Genomic DNA, 15,956 nt, shown 5'->3' with positions numbered 1-15,956 from the left:
CCTTGCGGGGAGATTATAATGGACAATTCACAAATAGAAAATACGATCACTGAGATCCGTAAGCGCAGTGGCGCAGTAACGGCTTTCAATAAAGATAAAATTTCAAATGCCATTTACAGGGCATTGGCAGCCACCTCTAAAGCCGACCGTGGCGTTGCCGACAAACTAGCAAATGATGTAGTTAACAAGCTAGTCGAGCAAGGATTTACTAGCTCTAGATCACCTACAGTTGAAGATATTCAGGATATTGTAGAATCTACTTTAATCGACAGTGGAAATAGCGATATTGCAAAAGCATACATCGTCTATAGACATGAAAGAAGAAAATTAAGAGATGAAAAAATGAAGGTCTTGAATCTAAAGGCCCTTGACCCAGTCTCAAAGAAATTTGACTTGAATTGTCTGAGAGTTCTAGCCTCTAGATATCTTTTTAGAAATTCAAAAAGTGAGATTATCGAATCTCCAACTCAAATGTTTGAGAGAGTTGCAATTCTAGTCGGAATTGGTGACATGTTATATGATTCACAAATATTTGACAAATCTGGACATAAGAAACAGGATATAGAAGAAGCAAAATCTTATCTTGAAAAACTAGATGCCTTTGATTATAAATTCAAAGTAGGAGATTATTTCTTCAACAAATGGCATTTTAGAGCCCTAATCAATCACTATGTGACTCTGGCAAACAAAGGTCAGATGAAGATTAGTTTCAAAGACGTTTTGACACTCCTAGCAGGAAAGAAGCTTGAAGTTTATGCAGACAAAATCACTGAATACCTAGATCTGATGACTGCACAAGACTTTCTACCAAATTCACCAACAATGATGAATGCTGGTGGAAGACTAGGACAACTTTCAGCATGCTTTGTACTTGGAATGAATGATGGCATGGAAGAAATCATGAAATCTACCTCTGACGCTGCATTAATCTTCAAGTCTGGTGGCGGAGTAGGAATCAACTATTCTGATCTTCGTGAAGAAGGAGACATTGTAGCATCAACATCTGGTGTCGCATCTGGTCCTGTATCTTTCATGAATATCATCAACACTGTAACCGAAGTTGTAAAACAAGGTGGTAAAAGACGTGGTGCAAATATGGGCATCATTGAAGCATGGCATCCTGATGTTGAAAAATTCATTACAAACAAAACAGAAGCAGGAGTTTTAGAGAATTTCAACATAAGTGTTGGAATCTGGGAAGACTTTTGGCATGCACTTGTAAATACTACTGATGGAAACTATGTCCTACGTAGTCCACGTGACAAAAAACCTGTTAAAGAAATCAATGCACACCAACTAATTGATCTAATTGCATTATCTGCATGGAAAAGCGCAGAACCTGGTTTGATCTTCTTTGATCAAATTAACAAATACAACGTATTTGCAAAAGCAAGACAAGCACCATTAAGAGCAACAAATCCATGTGGTGAACAAAGTCTCTATCCATACGAATCATGTAATCTAGGTTCTATCAATTTGGTGAATCTTGCAAAAAGACAAGCAGATGGTTCTTATGAATTTGATTGGCAAGGATATGAAGAGATAATCCGCAAGACAACAAGATTTTTGGATAACATCATTGATGTAAATAACTATCCAGTTCCAGAAATCAATGTAGCATCAAAAGAGTCTAGAAGAATTGGACTTGGAGTTATGGGAGTAGCTGATCTGTTATACAGACTAAAAATCCCATACAATTCTAAAGAAGGTTATGAACTCCAATCAAAACTATCTGAAGCCCTGACATACTATTCAATGGAAGAAAGTGTTGCACTTGCTAATGCTCGTGGTGAATTCCCTCTATGTGCAAAAACAGAATATCCTGAAGGAAAAATTCCAGTATCTGGATATTATGAAAATCCAAAAGACTCTCATTCTTACGAATGGGATCCTCTCATTGAAAAAATCCAAAAGAATGGTATTAGAAATGTCTTAACTACCACAGTAGCCCCAACTGGAACACTATCTATGATTGCAGACTGTTCAAATGGAATGGAGCCTGCATTTGCTCTAGTGTTTGAAAAGAGAGTCACTGTTGGAAGATTCTTCTATACAAACAAGATTCTTGAAGAAGCTCTCAAAGAAGAAGGTCTCTACACTGATGAAATTCTTGAAAAGATCGCAGACAACTACGGTTCATTGAAAGGAATTGAAGAGATTCCACAATGGATGCAAGATGTCTTTGTTACAGCAATGGATATCCATTGGGCCGATCATCTAATGGCTCAAGGTGTATGGCAAGATTGGATTGGAAATGCAATTGCAAAAACAATCAACATGCCATATGATGTAACAGTCGAAGATGTAAAATCTGCATATCTGCTAGCACACGAAATTGGTCTAAAAGGAATGACTGTTTATCGTGATGGCTCTAGACACAAACAAGTTCTTCACATGACAAGTGAGAATGCAACAAAGACATTTGATGTAAGACCAAGTGATTTCATGACTGAATATGTCACCACTCAAATTACAAATCCATACATCAAGTCACAAGTCAACGCTGCACTTGCATTAAAGGTACATGATGAAGAAATCAAATTAGAACCTACTAAAATTGAAGAGGTTTCAGAAGATCGTCTATGTCCAACATGTAAAAACAATCTTGTCTTCGTAGAGGGTTGCAGTATCTGCATTGAATGTGGATACAGTGGTTGTACTTCTGGATAAATAACAGAATCACAACTTTTTTACTTTCTTTTCTTTTTCAATCTGTATGGATAAAAAATTTCTAGGCATTATCGCAGGCATAGCCGTAATAATCGGAATATCTGCAGTTTTATTAACTTCCGATACCGATATCGTTTCTAAACAAACAAATGAAAAAATTGGTCTTGTAATTAATTCCCCAAACCAATCCACAACATTACAAGAATTAGATCAGGTTTACTCAAAAGCTTCTGATGCTGGAATTGGAAGAAGCAATGTCTATCTATTTTGGAATCTGGTAGAACCTGTACGTGGAGAATTTGATTGGAAACAATCTGATATCCTGATGGGTTTGAATGAAAAAAATGATCTCAAAGTTACTCTATATTTTTCCATAATTAATGGTGAAACACTTGGACCTTTTCCTAATTGGATTGGAAAGCCATCTCTTAATTCTATAGGTGAAGACAGAGTTGTTAGCGTATTAGATGAAATATTATCAAGATATGATATTGTAGATACTGTAATTCTAGCAGGACAAACAGAATCCCAATTCAGATTTTATGAACAAAATATTCCAGTATACAAAGATCTATTCAATGGAGTTTATGATAAAATCAAATCAAAACATCCTGATGTAAAAATAGGAAATTCGTTTGCATTACACCAGGTTTTAAATAAAAATTTGCAATATGTTGTGACTGATTTGGCAATTGGTGATTTTATTGCATTTTCTTATTCACCAGTTGATTCTCTAAATGATATTGTAAAAACTCCTGAACAAGCAAAAGAAGAATTAGCCCAAATTTTTGATTTAGCAGGTGATAAACAGGCAGGACTTTTTGAGATTAGCTGGAGCACTTCTGATTTTGTTGGAGGAAATGAAGCAATGCAAACAGAATTTCTAGAAAAATCTTTTGAATTTTACACTGAAAATGAACCTAAAATAGAATTCTTCACTTGGTATAGACAATATGATAGACCTGATGGAACTTGTATAGTTGAGTCTCCTACTATAGGCGAAGATACTCTGACTGTTGGAGGTTCTGGTTTTGGAAGTAGCGAACATGTTGCTGAAAGATTGAGTAATTACATTTGTGATGCTGGATTGATCAATAATGATGGCAATCCCAAATCAAGTTGGAATGAATTTAAGAAGCAAATACAAATGATAAACTAATGATTTCTTTAATCTTGTCTGAATCTTCATTAGAACTTGTTCCAACTGAATTAAAACACCATCCATCAATAATTGCACATGCAAGAAAACTAGGGAAACATCCCTCAGACATCCTACTTGATAATTCGTGGCATTTTGCAGCTATGAAAGGAATTGAAAATGAATTAAAAAGAGGCAGACCTGATCTAGTGCATTTTTCAATACTGGAAGCTACAACTATTCCATTATATCTTCAAAATAAAATGAAACTTTTTGTACATACACTTGATGACAAAGTAATATTCTTTGGAAAAAATGTTCACATTCCTAAATCATATCACAGATTTGAAGGTGTCATTGAAAAATTATTTCAGGAAAAAAAAATTACAACAAAAGACGATGATCTTTTATTAAAAATTGAAGAAAAAACATTCTCTCAATTAATTGGTGAGATTAATCCATCAAAAGTAATTGGTTTTTCTACACAAGGTACAAAGAGTACTTATGAAAAAATTGCAAAAGAGATTCCAGATGATGCCTGTATAGTACTTGGAGGATTCCAAAAAGGTCATTTTTCTAATTCAGTTGAAAATGAAATTACAGACCTTTATTCGGTTGGGGATGAATCCTTCGAAGGTCATGTTGTCATTGCTAGAATGCTCTATGAGTATGAAAAAACCATTTTTATGTAGGAAATAAAATTTGCAATCTATTGCAGTCATAGTATAGCCTGGTTAGTATTCGGGGTTTCCAACCCTGTGACGCGGGTTCGAATCCCGCTGACTGCATTGTTTTATTCTATGAGAACCAATTTTTAGGTGTAGATTCAAAGATTACTGTGAAACTAGGAGCAAAAAAAATTGCAATGGAAAGAATGGAAATTCTAATTGAAAATGCAATTAGTAATGCAAAGACAAACCCTGAACTTTCTCAAAGGCAGGCCTCTATTGCTAGAAGAATAAGTACTAGACATAAAATCAGAATGCCTTATAATCTTAGAATGGTTTTTTGCAAAAAATGTAAATCCTTTATTGCTCCTGGAATAAATTCTCGAATTCGTTTAGGAAGAGCATCTGTCAAATCGATCAGAATTTCTTGTAATTTATGCGGGCATACTTATCGTAAAATTATATCTTAATAATTAACAATGATATTTTAACAACTTCAAAATACATATAATTATGATTTCAAAGATTGTTTTGTTAATTCTAGTTGGCTTATTTACAATTTCAATAACTCCCGCATATGCTCAACATCATTCAGGATCTCTGGCACCTCCCATAGATTTTGATGGATTAAGAGTAGCTCTAACTACCATTTTAACTCCAGAAGATTTCATTTATGGTGATCCTAAAAGTGTAAATTTATCAGTTAGATTCTTTGACAGTGATACCAATACAAATATCCAAAGCGTCACATACAGAATTCAGATTTTTCACGAAGATAATTTAGTTGCCAATGAATATTTTTTTGACGATGACGGCAAACTAGATTTAGAAATTAAACCTACATCTCTGTGCCAAAATGAAAATCTTTGGAAATGTACTAAATATTATGGTGAAAAACATGCCATAGCTGGAGCCTATTATGCAAGAGGTGATTCATTGCCTGTAATTCAAGGCCCTGTTTTTGATAAAAGTGGACAATATAGTATTCAAGTTTCCATTGTAGGAGCAACCAATCCAAAAACAATGACCACAAAAGATCTATTGTTTGAAACTTTTTTACATCTTCCACAAAAACAAACATTTCCAATTAAAATCGCAAATGCACAGGAATCTCCAATATCTATAAAATCTTACAACGACAAAATTTCAAATTTCAATTATGATGAATTAACAAATAAAATTTCATATGAAATATCATATGATTCAAACCCAAATCAACATGATTCTAATCTCAACCAAATAATATTATTCCAAAAAGATTTCTCACCATTCAAAACAGGATATGACATTGATGTTTTTGTAGATAATATTCAAATTAATGGTAATCATTTTGATTTTGAAATTTCAAATCCTGATGAAAATATTATTAGAATAAATCTCCCTCATGAAGAACTCATGAAAATCAAAAATAAATCAAATCTCAATGATAATGATACAATAAAAATAGAAATTTTATCTGGTGAACAAATCGATCTAAATGAATTTGATTTAACGTTTGAAAATGGTTTTAATGCAAAAATATCTTGGGATTCTAAATTAAAACCAGGCGAAAAAATCCCACTTACATTTTCTTTCTTTGATGCAAACAATGAGTCTGTCAAAGATATATTGTTTGCATATAGCATTTCTGATTCTTTTGGAAAAGAGATCTGGTCCAATATGGGAATATCTGAAAAATATCTTGGCATTTTATCTCCTCATGGAATTTATCAAGAGTCTGTTTTAATTCCAACTGATGGCAACTATCAATTAAAAATAATTTTAATTGGTCATGATTCTAAAAATTTTGAAAAGTATTTTACATCAAAATCTGACTTTAGTCTTAATTCTGTATCTGTAAACAAAGAAAAATCTGTATTAGTGCCATCTTGGATAAAAAACAATGCTGGATGGTGGGCAGATGGAATTATGGGTGATCAAGAATTTGTTCAATCTATTCAATTTTTGATTAATGAAAACATCATTCACATTCCTGTTACTGAATCAAAATCAACAGGCTCTAAAGAAATTCCATCTTGGATAAAAAACAATGCTGGATGGTGGGCAGATGATTTGATTTCTGAAAGAGATTTTGTCAAGGGAATAGAATTCCTTATCAGTCAAGGGATAATCAGATAATCTAAATTGGAATTTAAGACCAACAATGATTTATTGTCTGGTGACAATTCCAACTAAATTGAGTTTACCTAAATGATATTTAGATAATACTGATAATTTGCATGAATAATTTCTACGTATTTTTTAAATTAAATTTAATAAAATTAATCACCGATCTAAGAATTTGTGCTGAAATATGTTGAATAAACTAGACCCAATATCTCAATGATTTATAAGACGATTCTCGATTTTTTCACTCTATGGCAAAGGTCTATGATGTACCAGCAGACATATTGATTGAAAGACTATCTTCAGCTCTAAAAAATGAAGATATTCCTGCACCTTCTTGGGTTCCATTTGTTAAAACTGGAGCTCATGCAGATAAACCTCCACAAGATAGGGAATGGTGGCATACTAGATGCGCTTCAATTATGAGAAAAATTTACCTTAATGGTCCAATTGGAATTAATGCTTTAAGAAATGATTATGGCGGTGGTAAACCTTCTGGATATGGAGCTGCCCATCATAAAGATGCAGGCGGTGCAATTATCAGAAATGCAATTCAAGGTTTGGAGAAACTTGGATATGTAGAAAAAGTTGAGAAGAAGGGACGTATAATTTCTAAACAAGGAATGCAAAAACTAGATAGATTATCAACAGAAATTCTTAAAGAACTAATCGTTGAAAATCCACAATTGAAAGTATATTCTTAGATACAAAATGAGTTTTCCAGAATCTAATGAATCTCCCGTTGATAACACAAATCATGAATTAGCTGCACAAAAAGAACAAATCCTAAAACAAATTCTAACTCCTGAAGCTAGAATGAGGCTAAATAACATCAAAATGGTAAAACCTGAGTTATCTGAAATGGTAGAACAATATCTCATTGGAATGGCAACTCAAGGAAAGATCCCTGGGCAGATAAATGACGATCAATTAAAGCAAATTTTACTCTCTGCACAACAACCTAAACGTGATTTCAAGATAAATCGAGTATAATACAGAAAAAATATAAATTTAGAAACAAATTTTGTTAATACATGAAAGCCGTTGTATACAATGAATATGCACCAGATGATAATTATGCTAAAATCCTCAAAGTCCAGGATATAGATGACCCAAAACCAAAATCCGATGAAGTAGTTTTCAAAGTAAAAGCTGCCGCTCTGAATTATAATGATATTTGGGGAATGCGTGGAGTTCCAGTTGCAGTTCCATTACCACACGTATCAGGTTCTGATGCTGCAGGTGATGTTATTGCAGTCGGAGAGGATGTAAAAAATATTCAAGTTGGAGATAGAGTAGTTTCTCACTCCAATATGTCATGTAGAGTTTGTAAAGCCTGTACTGACGGTAGAGAATTTGATTGTGTTAAGAGAACCATTTGGGGTTTCCAAACTGGTCCAACTTGGGGAGCATTCCAAGAAGTAACTCATCTTCCTGAAGTCAATGTTTCAAAAATCCCAGAAGGTGTATCATATGATGAAGCAGCAGCTGCATCAATGACTATTCTAACTTCATGGCACATGCTAGTTGGCAGAGCCAAAATCACTCCTGGACAAACCGTCTTGATTATGGGAGGAGGTTCTGGAGTAGGAAGCTTTGGAATTCAAATTGCAAAATTATACAACTGTGATGTTATTGCAACTGCAAGTCCAGACAAACTAGACAAGTGTCTAGAACTTGGAGCAGATTATGCAGTAGATCACAGAAAAGAAGATTGGAGTAAAGAAGTCTTTAAGATTTCAAAAGAAATTGCAAAGAGAAAAGGTGAAGCACCAGGAATTGATTTGTCTTTTGATCATATTGGTGAAACACACTGGAATCAACAATTGCAGTTGTTAAAGTATGGTGCAACCCTTGTTTCATGCGGTGCAACCACTGGATATAATGCAAAGACTGATCTTAGACATGTGTTCTTTAAAGGAACTAACATCTTAGGTTCAACACAAGGAACCAAAGCAGAACTTGACCAAGCCTTGTATTGGATGGGTCAAGGAAAAATCAAAGCAGCAATTGACTCAACTTACACATTTGAGCAAGCAGCTGAGGCTCATACAAAGATGTTAACCGGAAAAGGAATGTTCGGAAAAATCTTAATGAAGCCTGAAGGCGCTTAGTCATTTAATGACTCAGCTCTTCAGAAGTCTCATTTTTGTTCCTGGCAATAACTCAAGGTTTCTTGAAAAAGCTAAAGACCTTCAAGCTGACATTGTTTGTTTTGATTTAGAAGATTCAGTTCCTGATGTAGAAAAACCTAATGCCAGAAAATTAATCAAAACTGCACTAAAATCAAGAAAATTGTACAAATCTTCAATTTTTGTCAGAACAAATTCTCCAAATTCTGGAAAAATTCCAACAGATCTGAAAGAAATTGTTCAAGAAGGAATTGATGGAATTGTAATCCCTAAAGTAAACAATATTGCAGAACTCAAAAAAATTACCAAAACTCTTTCTATCTTGGAAAAAACTAGAAAACTAAAGCCAATTCAAATTATCCCATCAATTGAATCAGCAGAAGGCGTAGTCAACACCTATCATATTGCATCATTTGGAAAACGTGTATCTGCAGTAGTTTTTGGTGTTTTTGATTTGTTAAATGATTTAGGAGTTGAATATACAAAATATTCTGAAGGAGAAAAATACTCTCGAAGGAAAATCGCTGTAGATGCACATGCAGCAGGCGTGGCAGTAATTGATTCGATATGGCAAGATCTTAAAGATCCTAAAGGATTAGAAATTGATTGCAAATTAGGAAAAAGTTTAGGATATACTGGAAAAAGTATCATTCACCCTGATCAAATTTCTGTTGTACACAAATTATTTCATCCAAATAAAAGTGAAATCTTGTGGGCCGAAAAAGTATGTAAGGTTTATCTCGAATCAACAAAGAAAGGAAAGGGCGCTACCACTGTTGAAGGAAAAATGATAGATGAAGTACATTTCAAACAAGCAAAAGCTCTTTTGGAACTTGTAAAGTAGTTTTTTATTCCAATTATTCTAAAACATGTTTCATGCTTGTACTCTTTTCAAATATCTTTTTATCAACAGTCCCACTTACTAAAAATTCTCCTTTTTTAATATCCAAACTTATTTCTTGAAAAATACACTGTAATTTAGAAATTTTTTTACTTTCGCTTAGAACCTTTCCTGATTCGATTATTAATCCATTAAGAATTAAATTTTTAATCTTTCTATATCCTGATGTTTTAGGTACTCTTGATTCTTTCAGAATATGTGGAATGGTATATTCATTATCAAAAAGACACGAAATTATTTTCCTTGACTCTATTTCTCCAAATATCTCTAGAATCAAGTTCTTCAAATCCGAGTCTAGTATAGTGATTATGTATTTTTCATTATTTCTTTTAATTTTGATAATTTTTTTAATACATTCATCTTCAAATTTCTTAACATCTATGTTTGAATTTTTTTTAAGAACTTTTGAAAATATATGAAAATGCTCAATAGATAATTTTATTGACATTCCATGTTCTAAAAACAATTCTCGTTCCACTTTTTTTAAAATGTCTAAATCAAGATTTTTTTTAATTTGAGATGTTAATGAAGATGCAATCATTCTATCTATGCCCGACATGTATTTTTTTGATTAATGGAAAATATTAAAGCACTGTTTTGAGTATCCTGTATGAGTATGACTAAATCAGTAATAGTAATTGATGATGATGAAGATACAGTCAGATTATTTTGTGAATTCCTTGAAGAAAATAATATCCGGGTAATTGGTAATGGATATGATGGGATTACTGCTGTACAATTATACAAAAAAACTAAACCTGATGTTGTACTGATTGATCTAAACATGCCAAATGGTAGTGGATTTTATGCCATCAAAAAAAATTCATGATATTAATCCAAAGGCCCACATAATTGCAGTTAGTGCTGATGGAAGTTTTGCAACTGAAGAAAAATTAGAAAAGCTCAATATTCCTCTGATCCAAAAGCCTTTCAAAATGGATCAAGTGATTTCTATGATTCAAAACTAAAATTCCCATTACTGGAACTTTTCATATAATCTTATATTCGAAATTTAAGATATTATTATGATACAAATGAGTAAACGTGTAACAATCATGATTGACGATGATCTAGATAAAAAACTTCGATTACGTCAAGCAAAAATGATTCAACAAGAACAAACATCATACAGTTATTCCAAAGTGTTAAATGAATCACTGCGTAAAATTTTAAAATAATTTTAGATTCTTTCTTATCTTCAGAATAGATTAAACATGATAAAATATTAATAACTATAGTAAAATGGTTGATCTTCTTGATCCTTCAAATGTGATAACTAGAATGTTTAATGCTCAAAAATATGATGAGATGTATGAATATTGTAAAAATCTACTAGAAAAAATTCCAAATGACATGGTTGCACTACAAAATATTTCACTGTCGTTGATTTATTTAAAAAAATTCGACGAGGCTATAATTTACTGCAATAAGGTTTTAGAAATAAAAAATTCTGATATTTATGCGCTAAAAAATAAGATCTATGCCTTAGAAAATTTAAAGCAATACGAAAAAGTCTTGGAATTAAGCCAAAAAATTCTTGACTATAACTCCAAAGATACTTGGGCTCTAAACAGTATGGGATTGGCACTAAATGAATTAAATCTTCATCAAAAAGCATTGGAATACTATGATATGGTTTTAGGAATAGATCCTAATGATGTTACTGCTTTAATGAATAAGGCAATTTCTTTGAGCCATCTGGGAAAATACAAAGATGCAATAAATTACTATGATATGACTCAGACGATAGACTCAGACTTGAAAGAAATACCTCTTGCAAAATCTCGTTTATTTGAAAAACTAGACATGCTTGATGAAGCGTTTTTAGCTGCGCAAGGAGTTCTTAACAAAGATATGGATAAAATCAAAAATGATGCTAAAAAAAATAAATGCTCTGTTTTCCATCAGTTTTGTGAAGAGGAATTTGAAAAATCTAACAAATAACATACTATCTAAATAATTTTATACACAAACATGATAGAATCAATAATGTTTACTGGTATAGTTGAAGGGATTGGTAAAGTAGAAAAGATTTCTAAAAATACTAAAAATAGGAGTGCAATTGAGATGACAATTAATTTAGGAAAACATGCAAAGGGATTAAAAATCGGTCAAAGCGTTGCTCTAAACGGAGTCTGCTTGACTGCAACAAAACTTTCAAAGTCTAATTGTGTTTTTGAAATGATTGAAGAGACTACGAAAAAAACGGATCTTGGAAATTTGAAAGTTGGTGGAATAGTAAATATTGAACGAAGTTTAAAGGCAGGCGATCGATTAGAAGGCCATTTTGTTTTAGGACATGTTGATGGAGTTGGAATTATCAAAAAAATTTTAAAAAAGCCCAAAGAAGTTCAGGTTTGGTTTGAAGTTCCTAAAAAACTATCAAAATTTGTTGTAAAAAAAGGCTCTATTGCTGTAGATGGAATTAGCTTAACTGTAGTAGATATCAAAAATTCTCTTGCATCAGTATCACTGATTCCTCATACTATTGAAGTAACTAATTTCCATACCAAAAAAGTAGGCGATAAAGTTAATATTGAAACTGACATTCTCGGAAAATACATTCTAAAATAAAGCCAATTATCTACCAATTTAGTGGTAATTACCAATTTTTTAGTAAACTTTATAATTAGACTAACAGGTTTTTTCATATGTCTCTTGAATCTGCATTACAATCTTTAAAACGCGGAGAATTTGTTTTGTTATTTGACTCTGCTGGACGAGAAAATGAAATTGATATGGTTGTAGCCGCAGAATTTGTAACACCTGAGCATATTGCAAGAATGCGTCAACATGCTGGTGGATTATTATGTATTGCAATTGAAAATAATTTTGCAACTTCTTTGGATTTGCAATATATGCATGAAATTCTTTCAGAATCTTCCATTGCAAATAAAGAAATGATTATGGGCTTGGCCCCATACGGTGATCATCCTACCTTTTCATTATCTGTTAATCATTATCAAACATATACTGGAATCACTGATAAGGATAGGTCATTAACAATTACTGAGATGGCAAAAATCTACAATGTTGAAAATAGGCAGAAAAAATTTGCATCATCTTTTAAAACTCCAGGCCATGTTCCATTATTGATTGCATCTAAAGGTTTGTTAGCTGCACGTCAAGGACATACAGAAATGTCTGTTTATTTAACACAACTAGCAGGTTTAACTCCTGTAACCGCAATATGTGAAATGATGGATGCTGAAACTTATTCTGCGTTATCTGTAGAAAAAGCTGAAAAATTTGCAAAAGAAAATGGAATTCCACTAGTTGATGGAAAAGAACTTTTAGAATATGCTAAGGTGAATTAATTTTGAATATTGCCATAGTTGTTTCGGAATTCAATGAAGAAATAACATCTAGAATGCTTGATGTGGCTAAAGAAAAAGCGAACTTGATGAAATTGAAAATATCCTATATTACTATGGTACCTGGAGCCTATGATATGCCTATAATTGTAGATTCATTATTGAATAAAAAAAACGTTGATGCTGTAGTTACTTTAGGTGCTATCATCAAAGGACAAACAAAACATGATGAGGTGATATCTCATGCAGCAGCAAAATCTTTGACTGATTTATCATTAAAATACAAAAAACCTGTTTCTTTGGGAATATCTGGCCCTGGAATGCAAGAAAGACATGCATATGCTAGGATTAGACCTGTAGCCGAACGTGCTGTTGAAGCCGTTGTAAAAATCTATGAAGAATTGAAAAGGATTCAAAAATGATTCAACTTAGCATATTAAAAATTTCTGAATATGGTCCGTGGACCTTAACTTTAGGTAGTGATAGAGAGCATGAACTCCAAATGCTTCAAGCTTCACTATACAAGGAAGTACAAAAATTATTTTCTGAAAAAAACTGTATAGTATTTCTTAATAGATCTGATGAATTTTTTGTGGTTTCAAATGGTCTAAACTTGGAAGATCATATTCAAATTCAAAAAAAATTAGAAAAATTATTTGATATTAGATTAACAATATCTATTGGCATTGGAAGTTCTCCCTTTGAAGCAAATTTGAAAGCGTATGAAGGAAAGAAAAATAAAATTATTTTAAACAAGGAGCATAATATTTTTGGTTTTATTAATGGAGACTCTGATTCTAAAGTTTCTATAATGCATTTAGATGTAGATGATCTTACTTCAAGAAGAAAAACTGCCTCTCCATATGAAATATCATCCATAATATTTGATTTATATTCAAAAATGTCTAAATTCTTTTTAGAGAAAAATTCTCTTACATTTTTTATGGGTGGTGATAATTTTATGGTAGTTTCAAACGATGATGCAAAAAAATCTGTACAAGATTTTATCAACATAACAAAAAATAATGATAAAATTTCTTTGAATTGCGGTATAGGTAATGCAAATACTAGTAGAGAAGCTGTAAAATTAGCCACGAAATCCCTTGATACTATAAGGGAAATTCGAGATTCGGGCAAAGAAAAACCTGAAGTTTATGAATTATCATGTTGATTAAAAATGTCAGTGTCTTATCAGGACAAAATTTAGATTTTATTTCAAATACAGATGTAGAAATTCAAAAAAATAAATTCAAAAAAATAAATTCAAAGATCAAACCAAATCCACAAGAGTCTGTAGATTGTGAAGGGTTATTGATGATTCCTGGATTCATTAATGCACATACGCATATTGGAGACTCGATTGGAAAAGATGTTTCTTTAAACAAGACAGTTAATGAAAAAATACATCCTGTTTTTGGTGCTAAATCAAAAATCCTCAAAAATACATCCAATGAAAACCTCGGAAATTTTATGAAAAATTCATGTTATTCTATGCTTAGAAAGGGAATCACCACTTTTGTTGATTTTAGGGAAGGTGGATTGGATGGTGTTCTTTTATTGAAAAAAGTACTTGATGACATACCTTTACGTTCGATAATTTTAGGACGTTTAGAATTTTATCATGGAGATAAAGAAATTCAAAAAAACTCCTCTTTTCCAAGCACCAAATCTGGCGAATTTCTTAAACTGTTAAAAAAATGTGACGGTATTGGAATTAGCGGTGCAAATGAAAATAGCACATCCGTATTGAATTATTATTCAAAAATACCCAAAATTCGTGCAATACATTCTGCAGAAACCAAACAAAGCACTACAAAATCAAAAAAAATTACAGGAAAATCTGAGACAATCAGAGCATTGGCCATGAAGCCTGATTTTTTGGTTCATATGACTTATGCTTCAAAATCTGATCTTCAGATGGCCTCTAAAAAAACAAGAGGAATTGTAATTTGTCCCCGAGCAAATTCCTCTCTTGCTGAAGGAATTCCTGATATTGAATTAATGCAAAAGGCTGGTTGTACCATAGGATTAGGCACAGATAATGTAATGATAAATTCTCCTGATATGTTTCGAGAAATGGATTTCATTTGGAAAGTAACAATGGGATTGCATAAAAAAAGAATAGATGCAAAAGAAATTCTGAAAATGGCAACTGTAAATGGTGGAAAAATATTAAATAAAAATATTGGAGTAATTGCTCCTGGAAAAATTGCCGATTGTATTTTTCTTGATAAACATGCATTGGATTTAGAACCGATGCATAATCCATATGCATCAATTGTTCATAGAGCTTCTGAATCTACAATAAAGGCTGTAATGATTGGAGGAAAAATAGTACATGGAAAAATCTAATCCGTATGTAATACTCAGTGCAGCAATTTCTATTGATGGAAAAATTGCTACTAATGTAGGACATTCTGATCTTTCATCAAATGAGGATTTTGTTAGATTACATAAATTAAGAACGAAAGTTGATGGAATCTTGATTGGAAAAAATACTGTCATGAAAGATAATCCTTTACTGACTGTACGTTATACTAAAGGAAAAAATCCTGTTAGAATAATACTTGATTCTAAAGGTGAAATATCATCCAAATCTAAAATATTACAAACATCCAAAAAAGTTCCTACAATTATTGCAACATCAAAACAAATCACAAAATCTAATCTTCAAAAATTAAGAGAGTTTCCTGTTGAAGTGATTATCACTGGAGAAAAGTCTGTAAATATCAAATCTCTCTTGAAAAAACTCGCACAAAAAAATATTAAAACTATTCTTGTTGAAGGTGGTGGAACTGTAAATTGGGAATTTGTCAAACAAAATATTTTTGATGAATTAATCATTACAATTTCTCCTTTTCTAATTGGTGGAAAAAATGCAATATCTTTTGTTCAGGGCGATGGATTTGACAAAATATCAAAATCGCCTAATCTTCAACTTAAATCAATTAAGAGGCTCAAAAATCATCTGGTTTTGAATTATCTGAAAGTGTAAGTTATTATAGTTAATTTGAAATAAAATTACAA

Annotated in this window: 18 protein-coding genes, 1 tRNA gene and 1 pseudogene; 19 read left to right on the top strand and 1 reads right to left on the bottom strand. The window is 32.2% G+C overall.

Annotated elements, in window-relative coordinates; genetic code table 11:
• The first annotated feature begins 18 nt into the window (after nt 1–18).
• The 10 genes from ACW9XA_RS02755 to ACW9XA_RS02710 all read left to right on the top strand — a co-directional run bounded on the left by ACW9XA_RS02755 (nt 19) and on the right by ACW9XA_RS02710 (nt 9,558).
• Nucleotides 19–2,670: an adenosylcobalamin-dependent ribonucleoside-diphosphate reductase gene (locus tag ACW9XA_RS02755; RefSeq protein ID WP_457762892.1), complete on the top strand. Its 2,652-nt coding sequence runs from the start codon at nt 19–21 to the stop codon at nt 2,668–2,670.
• Between the two features lie 46 nt (nt 2,671–2,716).
• Entirely contained in the window at nt 2,717–3,829 is a 1,113-nt protein-coding gene (locus ACW9XA_RS02750) for a hypothetical protein (RefSeq protein WP_457762891.1), read from the top strand.
• Nucleotides 3,829–4,500 (top strand): ribosome biogenesis protein, encoded by a 672-nt coding sequence (locus tag ACW9XA_RS02745; RefSeq protein ID WP_457762890.1) that lies wholly within the window; start codon nt 3,829–3,831, stop codon nt 4,498–4,500. The genes ACW9XA_RS02750 and ACW9XA_RS02745 overlap by 1 nt, the downstream gene beginning before the upstream one ends.
• A 22-nt stretch (nt 4,501–4,522) precedes the next feature.
• Nucleotides 4,523–4,596: transfer RNA gene (locus ACW9XA_RS02740), tRNA-Gly, on the top strand.
• Nucleotides 4,597–4,682: 86 nt separating this feature from the next.
• Nucleotides 4,683–4,946 carry a ribonuclease P protein component 4 gene (locus ACW9XA_RS02735; RefSeq protein ID WP_457763080.1) on the top strand — a complete coding sequence of 88 codons (264 nt, stop codon included), beginning with the start codon at nt 4,683–4,685 and terminating at the stop codon, nt 4,944–4,946.
• Between the two features lie 43 nt (nt 4,947–4,989).
• Nucleotides 4,990–6,594, top strand: a complete 1,605-nt coding sequence (locus ACW9XA_RS02730) for a peptidase (protein WP_457762889.1) — start codon at nt 4,990–4,992, stop codon at nt 6,592–6,594.
• 239 nt (nt 6,595–6,833) lie between these two features.
• A complete protein-coding gene (locus tag ACW9XA_RS02725) occupies nt 6,834–7,286 on the top strand; it encodes a 30S ribosomal protein S19e (RefSeq protein WP_457762888.1) in 453 nt (150 codons plus the stop codon).
• A 7-nt stretch (nt 7,287–7,293) separates the two neighbouring features.
• Nucleotides 7,294–7,575 (top strand): DNA-binding protein, encoded by a 282-nt coding sequence (locus tag ACW9XA_RS02720; protein ID WP_300327228.1) that lies wholly within the window; start codon nt 7,294–7,296, stop codon nt 7,573–7,575.
• Nucleotides 7,576–7,616: 41 nt separating this feature from the next.
• Nucleotides 7,617–8,696 (top strand): zinc-binding dehydrogenase, encoded by a 1,080-nt coding sequence (locus tag ACW9XA_RS02715; RefSeq protein WP_457762887.1) that lies wholly within the window; start codon nt 7,617–7,619, stop codon nt 8,694–8,696.
• A 7-nt stretch (nt 8,697–8,703) separates the two neighbouring features.
• Nucleotides 8,704–9,558, top strand: coding sequence for an HpcH/HpaI aldolase/citrate lyase family protein (locus ACW9XA_RS02710; protein WP_457762886.1), 855 nt, complete (start codon nt 8,704–8,706; stop codon nt 9,556–9,558).
• Nucleotides 9,559–9,571: 13 nt separating this feature from the next.
• Here the strand turns inward: ACW9XA_RS02710 and ACW9XA_RS02705 are convergent, their stop codons facing one another.
• On the bottom strand, nt 9,572–10,174 hold the full coding sequence (locus ACW9XA_RS02705; RefSeq protein WP_457762885.1) for a transcriptional regulator: 603 nt from the start codon (nt 10,172–10,174) through the stop codon (nt 9,572–9,574).
• A gap of 57 nt (nt 10,175–10,231) precedes the next feature.
• On the opposite strand from ACW9XA_RS02705, the pseudogene ACW9XA_RS02700 reads away from it, so the two are divergent.
• The 9 genes and pseudogenes from ACW9XA_RS02700 (at nt 10,232) to ACW9XA_RS02660 (ending at nt 15,924) form a co-directional block, all read left to right on the top strand.
• Nucleotides 10,232–10,583 (top strand): annotated as a pseudogene (locus ACW9XA_RS02700) (response regulator).
• Nucleotides 10,584–10,649: 66 nt separating this feature from the next.
• Entirely contained in the window at nt 10,650–10,793 is a 144-nt protein-coding gene (locus ACW9XA_RS02695; RefSeq protein ID WP_300327068.1) for a hypothetical protein, read from the top strand.
• A gap of 64 nt (nt 10,794–10,857) precedes the next feature.
• Nucleotides 10,858–11,559 (top strand): tetratricopeptide repeat protein, encoded by a 702-nt coding sequence (locus tag ACW9XA_RS02690; protein WP_457762884.1) that lies wholly within the window; start codon nt 10,858–10,860, stop codon nt 11,557–11,559.
• 45 nt (nt 11,560–11,604) lie between these two features.
• Nucleotides 11,605–12,189 (top strand): riboflavin synthase, encoded by a 585-nt coding sequence (locus tag ACW9XA_RS02685; RefSeq protein ID WP_457762883.1) that lies wholly within the window; start codon nt 11,605–11,607, stop codon nt 12,187–12,189.
• A 77-nt stretch (nt 12,190–12,266) separates the two neighbouring features.
• The gene (gene ribB / locus ACW9XA_RS02680) at nt 12,267–12,932 is read left to right on the top strand and encodes a 3,4-dihydroxy-2-butanone-4-phosphate synthase (protein ID WP_300327065.1); all 666 of its coding nucleotides are present in this window, start codon (nt 12,267–12,269) and stop codon (nt 12,930–12,932) included.
• 2 nt (nt 12,933–12,934) lie between these two features.
• Entirely contained in the window at nt 12,935–13,351 is a 417-nt protein-coding gene (gene ribH, locus ACW9XA_RS02675; RefSeq protein ID WP_457762882.1) for a 6,7-dimethyl-8-ribityllumazine synthase, read from the top strand.
• The gene (locus tag ACW9XA_RS02670) at nt 13,348–14,100 is read left to right on the top strand and encodes a GTP cyclohydrolase IIa (protein WP_457762881.1); all 753 of its coding nucleotides are present in this window, start codon (nt 13,348–13,350) and stop codon (nt 14,098–14,100) included. The genes ribH and ACW9XA_RS02670 overlap by 4 nt, the downstream gene beginning before the upstream one ends.
• Nucleotides 14,094–15,281, top strand: coding sequence for an amidohydrolase family protein (locus tag ACW9XA_RS02665; RefSeq protein ID WP_457762880.1), 1,188 nt, complete (start codon nt 14,094–14,096; stop codon nt 15,279–15,281). The genes ACW9XA_RS02670 and ACW9XA_RS02665 overlap by 7 nt, the downstream gene beginning before the upstream one ends.
• Nucleotides 15,268–15,924, top strand: a complete 657-nt coding sequence (locus tag ACW9XA_RS02660; RefSeq protein WP_457762879.1) for a 2,5-diamino-6-(ribosylamino)-4(3H)-pyrimidinone 5'-phosphate reductase — start codon at nt 15,268–15,270, stop codon at nt 15,922–15,924. The genes ACW9XA_RS02665 and ACW9XA_RS02660 overlap by 14 nt, the downstream gene beginning before the upstream one ends.
• The last annotated feature ends 32 nt before the right edge of the window (nt 15,925–15,956 follow it).

Source organism: Candidatus Nitrosopumilus sp. bin_6a (assembly GCF_054095695.1).
The sequence above is the reverse complement of the archived record's forward strand: the minus strand, read 5'-3'. Positions and strand labels throughout refer to the sequence as shown.

Bases quoted from the DNA above. Each gene is read 5' to 3' on its own strand.
- ribB (WP_300327065.1), top strand. From the start codon at position 12,267: ATGTCTCTTGAATCTGCATTACAATCTTTAAAACGCGGAGAATTTGTT.
- ACW9XA_RS02665 (WP_457762880.1), top strand. From the start codon at position 14,094: ATGTTGATTAAAAATGTCAGTGTCTTATCAGGACAAAATTTAGATTTT.
- ACW9XA_RS02735 (WP_457763080.1), top strand. From the start codon at position 4,683: ATGGAAATTCTAATTGAAAATGCAATTAGTAATGCAAAGACAAACCCT.
- ACW9XA_RS02660 (WP_457762879.1), top strand. From the start codon at position 15,268: ATGGAAAAATCTAATCCGTATGTAATACTCAGTGCAGCAATTTCTATT.
- ACW9XA_RS02715 (WP_457762887.1), top strand. From the start codon at position 7,617: ATGAAAGCCGTTGTATACAATGAATATGCACCAGATGATAATTATGCT.
- ACW9XA_RS02720 (WP_300327228.1), top strand. From the start codon at position 7,294: ATGAGTTTTCCAGAATCTAATGAATCTCCCGTTGATAACACAAATCAT.
- ACW9XA_RS02670 (WP_457762881.1), top strand. From the start codon at position 13,348: ATGATTCAACTTAGCATATTAAAAATTTCTGAATATGGTCCGTGGACC.
- ACW9XA_RS02730 (WP_457762889.1), top strand. From the start codon at position 4,990: ATGATTTCAAAGATTGTTTTGTTAATTCTAGTTGGCTTATTTACAATT.
- ACW9XA_RS02750 (WP_457762891.1), top strand. From the start codon at position 2,717: ATGGATAAAAAATTTCTAGGCATTATCGCAGGCATAGCCGTAATAATC.
- ACW9XA_RS02745 (WP_457762890.1), top strand. From the start codon at position 3,829: ATGATTTCTTTAATCTTGTCTGAATCTTCATTAGAACTTGTTCCAACT.
- ACW9XA_RS02705 (WP_457762885.1), bottom strand. From the start codon at position 10,174: ATGTCGGGCATAGATAGAATGATTGCATCTTCATTAACATCTCAAATT.
- ACW9XA_RS02685 (WP_457762883.1), top strand. From the start codon at position 11,605: ATGTTTACTGGTATAGTTGAAGGGATTGGTAAAGTAGAAAAGATTTCT.
- ACW9XA_RS02755 (WP_457762892.1), top strand. From the start codon at position 19: ATGGACAATTCACAAATAGAAAATACGATCACTGAGATCCGTAAGCGC.
- ACW9XA_RS02710 (WP_457762886.1), top strand. From the start codon at position 8,704: ATGACTCAGCTCTTCAGAAGTCTCATTTTTGTTCCTGGCAATAACTCA.
- ACW9XA_RS02695 (WP_300327068.1), top strand. From the start codon at position 10,650: ATGAGTAAACGTGTAACAATCATGATTGACGATGATCTAGATAAAAAA.
- ACW9XA_RS02725 (WP_457762888.1), top strand. From the start codon at position 6,834: ATGGCAAAGGTCTATGATGTACCAGCAGACATATTGATTGAAAGACTA.
- ACW9XA_RS02690 (WP_457762884.1), top strand. From the start codon at position 10,858: ATGGTTGATCTTCTTGATCCTTCAAATGTGATAACTAGAATGTTTAAT.